The following is a 6,100-nucleotide window of genomic DNA, read 5'->3' as shown; positions in this document are numbered from 1 at the left end:
TTGCAATCTCAAAAGATTTATGGTATTCTTACCTTGGTCAAGCAACTATCAAAAGGTGTACCTTTTGATAGTTGCTATTCTTTTTTCCCGGAGAGCAGGCGGTATTCTCGCAGGCGGCGGTAGAAGGTCGCCTGCACCAGACCGCTGCGCTCCAGGGCCTCCTGGAAGGTAATGTGACCCGCCTCCCACTGGGCCACAATATCCGGGAAATTCTCCGGCACGGGCACGCTGGGCCGTCCGAAGCGGACCCCGCGGGCTCTGGCGGCGGCGATGCCCTGTTCCTGGCGTTTGCGGATGTTCTCCCGTTCGTTCTGAGCCACGAAGGACAAAATTTGCAGGACCAGGTCTGCGATAAAGGTACCCATTAGGTCCTTGCCGTTTCTGGTATCCAGCAGGGGCATATCAATGACGCAGATATCCACGCCGATCTCCTTGGTCAAGATTCGCCACTGGTTCTGGATTTCCTCATAATTGCGCCCCAGCCGGTCAATGCTCAGCACATAGAGCAAATCTCCCGCCCGCAGCCGCCTGACCAGCTTCCGATACTGGGGCCGGCGGAAGTCCTTTCCCGACTGCTTGTCCATGTAGACGTTTTTCTCCGGAATCCCCTTGTCTGCCAACGCAATCTTCTGCCGGTCCTCGTTCTGGTCCGTGCTGGACACCCGGATATAGCCATACGCTTGCATATTCCACCTCCAATGATTTGATACTAACCCGGCGATTCCCCCGGTTGTTGTACGCGACAGTACAACCCTATCACACGGACCGTCATATCCCCAACGCCTGTCCCATATAATATGGACAAAGGAGGCGGCAAATATGGATAAGAAGACGGGGGACGGGCGGCGGCAGGCGGTGAGCGCGGCCCTGATTTTGACGGGGATCTTGTTTTTTCTCCCCGCGCTGGTCATACAGGGGGAGCCGGTTTACCAGCGTGAGGACTTTTCCCTGCTGCCCAACGGGGAAACCGTCCCATTTTTTTCCTCCTCTCAGCCGGACACCGCCACCGGCGGACGGGACAAGGGCCGGACGGTGCGCCTTCTCACCAAGGAGGGGGCGGTGGAGGAGCTGACCATGGAGCAGTACCTGTGGGGCGTGGTAGCGGCGGAGATGCCCGCGTCCTTCGAGACCGAGGCGCTGAAGGCTCAAGCCTGCGCCGCCCGGACCTACACCGCAGTTCTCCAGAACAGCCAAAAACACCCCGAGGCCGATATCTGCGGCGACAGCACCTGTTGTCAGGCATACATTGAGCGCTCCGCCGCCGAGGCCCGCTGGGGACTGAGCGCCGGGGAGTACGGCCAAAAAATCGACCGAGCCCTGGCTGAGACCGACGGCCTGGGGGTCCTCTACCAGGGCAAGCCCATTCAGGCTCTGTTTTTCTCCTCCGCCGCTGGGAGGACGGTGGACGCGGTGGAGGTCTGGGGCAACGCGGTGGACTATTTAAAGAGTGTGGACAGCCCCGAGGGGGACGAGGTGCCCAACTACCACAGCCAGGTGGTCCTGGGGGCGGAGGAGGTGAAGGCGCTGACCTTGACCGCCTACCCCGGCGCCGACCTGTCCGGGGACCCGGCCTCCTGGTTCGGGGAGGCCAGCCGCAACGAGGGGGGCGGTGTGATTTCCGTACCGCTGGGGGGCGTGACCCTCACCGGCGGCCAGGTGCGCTCCCTGTTCTCCCTGCGCTCCGCCAGCTTCACCGTCTCCTGGGACGGGACGCAGTTCACCTTTGACGTCACCGGCTACGGCCACGGTGTGGGCATGAGCCAGTACGGCGCCAACGCTATGGCGAAAAATGGAAGCTCTTTTCAGGACATCCTCATCTGGTATTACACCGGGGCCGAGGTGGGCGCACTGTGGTAAAGCGGGGGCAAGCCCCGCTTTTTTGTATGTTTGGAAAAATTTTTCAAAAAACCCTCCATTTCAAATGTGAATAAATCTTGACAGAAAACCGGTTGGCCTTTACAATGAAGAAGGACAAATATGAAAAACCTGTGGGGATGTTTTTCAGTTGTCGCAAGGGAGGGAAGGACTGCCCCCTTGCGGCCTTTTACTGCAAGCCTGACAGCAGGCGCTCCGGCGGTCCGCCGGGCAATGAAAAAATTTGGAGGTGTAAGAAGACCCAATGAACCCAATTGTAGCAGTCATCGGGATGATCGCCGCGTTGATCGTGGGCGCTCTGGGGGGAGCTCTCTTCGGCTGGAACCGGCGCAAGGCCACCGCCGAGCGGGAGATCAAATCCGCCGAGGACGAAGCAACCCGTATTGTCAACGAGGCCTATAAAAGCGCAGAAAGCAAAAAGCGCGAAGCCCTTCTGGAGGCCAAGGAGGAGATCCTCAAGGCCAAGAACGAGCACGACAAAGAGGTAAAAGACCGCCGGAACGAGCTCCAGCGCCAGGAGAACCGCCTTCAGCAGAAGGAGGAGAACCTGGACCGCAAAATGGAGAACATCGAGAAGAAAGAGGAACAGCTCTCCGCCAAGCTGTCCAAGCTGGACGCGACTCAGGCTCAGGCCGAGGAGCTGAAGCAGAAGCAGATGGACGAGCTGGAGCGGATCTCCGGCTTTACCGCCGAGGAAGCCAAAAATTACCTCCTCAAGCAGCTGGAGGAGGACGTGACCCACGAGTCGGCCATGAAGATCAAGGAGATTGAGACCCGCTATAAGGAGGAGGCCGACACCAGGGCCCGGGAAATCATCTCTCTAGCGATCCAGCGCTGCGCCGCCGACCATGTGTCTGAGGCCACCGTCTCTGTGGTGCCCCTGCCCAACGACGACATGAAGGGCCGCATCATCGGTCGTGAGGGCCGCAACATCCGGACCCTGGAGACCCTCACCGGCGTAGACCTGATTATCGACGACACCCCCGAGGCCATCACCGTCTCCTGCTTCGACCCCGTCCGCCGGGAGATCGCCCGTCTGGCCCTGGAAAAGCTGATCCTGGACGGCCGCATCCACCCCGCCCGCATTGAGGAGATGGTGGAGAAGGCCAAGCGGGAGGTGGACGCCGTCATCAAGTCGGAGGGCGAGCGGGCCATTTTCGAGACCAATGTCCACGGCCTCCACCCCGAGCTGGTGAAGCTGCTGGGCCGTATGCGCTACCGCACCAGCTACGGACAGAATGTACTCAACCACTCCATTGAGGTCTCCCACGTGGCCGGGCTGCTGGCCGCTGAGATTGGGGCCAACGTCACCGAGGCCAAGCGCGCCGGTCTGCTCCACGACCTGGGCAAGTCCATCGACCACGAGGTAGAGGGCTCCCACGTACAGATCGGCGTGGAGCTGGCCCGGAAGTACCGGGAGAGCGAGAACATTATCCACGCCATCCACGCCCACCACAACGACGTGGAGCCCCACACTGTGGTGGCCTGCCTGGTCCAGGCGGCTGACGCCATCTCTGCCGCCCGCCCCGGGGCCCGCCGGGAAAACCTGGAGAACTATATCAAGCGGCTGGAGACCCTGGAGGAGATCACCTCCTCCTTCAACGGGGTTGAGAAGTCCTTCGCCATTCAGGCCGGTCGCGAGGTCCGGATCATGGTCAAGCCCGAGGTGGTCAGCGAGGACCAGATGGTGCTGCTGGCCCGGGAGATCGCCAAGAAAATTGAGGACGAGCTGGAGTACCCCGGCCAGATCAAGGTCCACCTCCTGCGGGAGACCAAGGCCATCGAATACGCCAAATAAAAAATCCGGAACGCCCCCCAAGCGTTCCGGATTTTTTCGCCCCCCTTCCCGAAGGAAGAGGGGCGAATTTTTCATTATAATGCAATAGGCTTTCCCTGGGCGATGGGGAAGGGGAACAGGGGCGGGGTCTCCGGTTCCGGGGCAGGCGGGACCGCCTCCTCCTCCTGGGGCGTCAATCCCAGGGCCAGATACTCCTCATAGCTCAGCCCCTGCTCCATACACGCCTGTGCAATCTCCACTCCCACATAGCGGTAGTGCCAGGGCTCAAAGCGGTAGCCGGTGATATCCTGCTTCCCCTGGTCGTAGCGGAGGATAAAGCCGTACTGGGCGCAGTGCTCCTTCAGCCAGGCGAAGGCGGGCGTGTTTTCAAAGTGGTCCCGGGTACTGGCCGTGTTAATGTCCAGGGCCAGCCCGGTCTGGTGCTCCGAATGGCCGGGCCGGGCGGAGAAGGTATCCGCTGTATTCTGCCGGTACTGGGTCAGGTAGCGGCTGTAAAGCGCGTTTTGATAGGAATAGGAGCGGTAGGCTGACACGCTGCGCAGTGCAATCCCCTCCTCCCGGGCGGCGTCCGCCATCTCCCGGAAGGCCTGGGCCGCCTCCGGCCGCAGGGAGCCGCTGCCGTAGTCCGCCCCCAGGGTCTCCAGCTCCGGAACGTAGTCCCGGGGCAGGGCGTTGTGCTTGTTGACCAGCACCGTCAAACTGGACGGGTCATCCACCGTCCGGGGATTGTCGTAGGGAGTCCGGTCCAGGTCCAGATTCACCTGGAGCACCACTGTCTCACGATCCAGCTCCGGATTCCGCGCCGCCCAGAGGGTATAGCGCTCCAGCCGGTCCGCTTGGGCGTTGGGCAGCTCCAGCCAGCTTGTCTCCAGCTCCGCCTGAATTTGCTGTGCCGGAAGCTCTGGCGCCGCCTGGGCGGGGAGGGTCAGGCAGACCGCCGCCAGCAGGGAAATTGAAATATGCCAAGGGGCTGATTTTCTCATTGGTATGTTTCCTTGTTATCCTTTCTGACACTGCTTGATAAGCCATGTAAAAATAGGCGCGCCGTCTGCGGTGTCGGGACGGCGGAAGTCACAGCACATCCGCTCCGGGTGGAACTGGACGCCCAGCAGGGGGTAGCCGGACAGCTCCAGCGCCTCAGGGACGCCGCTCTCCGACCAGGCGGTCACCACCAGGCCCTTGCCCAGCTGGTCCACCGCCTGGTGGTGGTGGCTGTTCACCTGGACCAGGGGACCGTAGAGCTGGTGGAGGATGGTACCCTCCAGAGTTCGGGCCGGATGGATCCGGTCGCCGTCGCTGCCCGCATGGAATATGCACTGCTCTGCGGGCATATCCTGAATCATCGTGCCACCCAGCAGGATATTCATCATCTGCATTCCCCGGCAGATGCCCAGAATGGGCTTGCCTGCCTGATAAAAGGCGTTGAAGAGGGCGATCTCTGCCTGGTCTCGGGCACGGTCGGGGGGCTGGGAGCCTTGGTCCTCCTGGCCGTAGAGGGAGCACTCGATATCGCCCCCGCCGCACAGCAGCAGGCCGTCGCAGGACAGGTCGGGCTGGGGGCAGTAGGCGGCCACCGGCTCAGCTCCCGCATTGGCCACCGCAGCCATGTAGTTCTCAATCAGCTTCTGTCCGCCGGATATCTGAATTTTCATGTCTCCTGCACCTCCAAAGCAGCTCTTGCCTTCACCAGGGCCACGATTAATTCGACCGCGCCCTCCACGCCAGTGATGCCGGAATTCAGCGTCAGGTCATAGCGGCGCATATCGCCCCAGTTGTGTCCGGTATAATAGTTGTAGTAGTTGGACCGGCCCTTATCCATCTGGATAATGCGCTTGGCCATGTCCTCGGCGTCGATGTGGTACTCCTCCACGCACCGCTCCACCCGGCTGGGCAGACCGGCGTGGACAAAGACCTTCAGACACTCGGGCCGCTCCCCCAGCACATAGTCGGAGCACCGGCCCACAATGACGCAGGGGCCCTCGTCGGCCAGCTCGCGAATGACCTCCGACTGGGCGAAGAATGCCTGATGGCTCACCGGAACTCCATGGTGGGCCAGGGTAGGGGCCCCCACCCCCGCCGGCGCCAGGGACAGATGGAAGCGGCTGCGGGCCCGTTCCTCCGCCCGGGCGATAAAGTCGGGGGACAGCCCGCTTTTCTCCGAGGTCTTCTGGATGATGGTCCGGTCGTAGCAGGGGATGCCCAGGCGGGCGGCCAGCCGCTTGCCGATGAGGCGTCCACCGCTGCCGAACTCCCGGCTGATGGAAATCACATAGTTGCTCATAGCTCACACCTCCCTGTGAGATGGGGCAGCTTCCGGAGCTTGCCGGTCTGCCCAAGGTCTCTCTTTATAGTATAATACATGAACGGAAAAATGACAATCAAAATCTGTCTCTTTATGTTCATTCGTAAAGTATCTGTCGCAGGATT

6 protein-coding genes are annotated in these 6,100 nt (G+C 61.2%); 2 read left to right on the top strand and 4 right to left on the bottom strand.

Annotation, left to right across the window (positions count from 1 at the left end; translation table 11 throughout):
- Positions 1-74 precede the first annotated feature (74 nt).
- Positions 75-686: a recombinase family protein gene (locus tag D1646_RS02670; protein WP_160634957.1), complete on the bottom strand. Its 612-nt coding sequence runs from the start codon at positions 684-686 to the stop codon at positions 75-77.
- 133 nt (positions 687-819) lie between these two features.
- Between D1646_RS02670 and spoIID the strand changes: the two genes are divergently transcribed.
- Together spoIID and rny are read left to right on the top strand one after the other, a co-directional pair.
- The gene (gene spoIID, locus D1646_RS02665) at positions 820-1,857 is read left to right on the top strand and encodes a stage II sporulation protein D (protein ID WP_160634956.1); all 1,038 of its coding nucleotides are present in this window, start codon (positions 820-822) and stop codon (positions 1,855-1,857) included.
- A gap of 262 nt (positions 1,858-2,119) precedes the next feature.
- The gene (rny, locus tag D1646_RS02660) at positions 2,120-3,673 is read left to right on the top strand and encodes a ribonuclease Y (protein WP_160634955.1); all 1,554 of its coding nucleotides are present in this window, start codon (positions 2,120-2,122) and stop codon (positions 3,671-3,673) included.
- 74 nt (positions 3,674-3,747) lie between these two features.
- Here rny and D1646_RS02655 read toward each other — a convergent pair whose 3' ends face one another.
- From D1646_RS02655 to D1646_RS02645, 3 genes are read right to left on the bottom strand one after another with little or no spacing between them, the layout of a single operon-like run.
- Entirely contained in the window at positions 3,748-4,656 is a 909-nt protein-coding gene (locus D1646_RS02655; protein ID WP_160634954.1) for a D-alanyl-D-alanine carboxypeptidase family protein, read from the bottom strand.
- 15 nt (positions 4,657-4,671) lie between these two features.
- Complete coding sequence (locus tag D1646_RS02650) at positions 4,672-5,325, bottom strand: type 1 glutamine amidotransferase (protein WP_160634953.1); 654 nt, start codon at positions 5,323-5,325, stop codon at positions 4,672-4,674.
- Positions 5,322-5,954: a cytidylate kinase-like family protein gene (locus tag D1646_RS02645; RefSeq protein WP_160634952.1), complete on the bottom strand. Its 633-nt coding sequence runs from the start codon at positions 5,952-5,954 to the stop codon at positions 5,322-5,324. The genes D1646_RS02650 and D1646_RS02645 overlap by 4 nt, the downstream gene beginning before the upstream one ends.
- Between the last annotated feature and the right edge of the window lie 146 nt (positions 5,955-6,100).

This window comes from Pseudoflavonifractor sp. 60 (assembly GCF_009911645.1).
GTDB lineage: Bacteria > Bacillota > Clostridia > Oscillospirales > Oscillospiraceae > Lawsonibacter.
The sequence above is the reverse complement of the archived record's forward strand: the minus strand, read 5'-3'. Positions and strand labels throughout refer to the sequence as shown.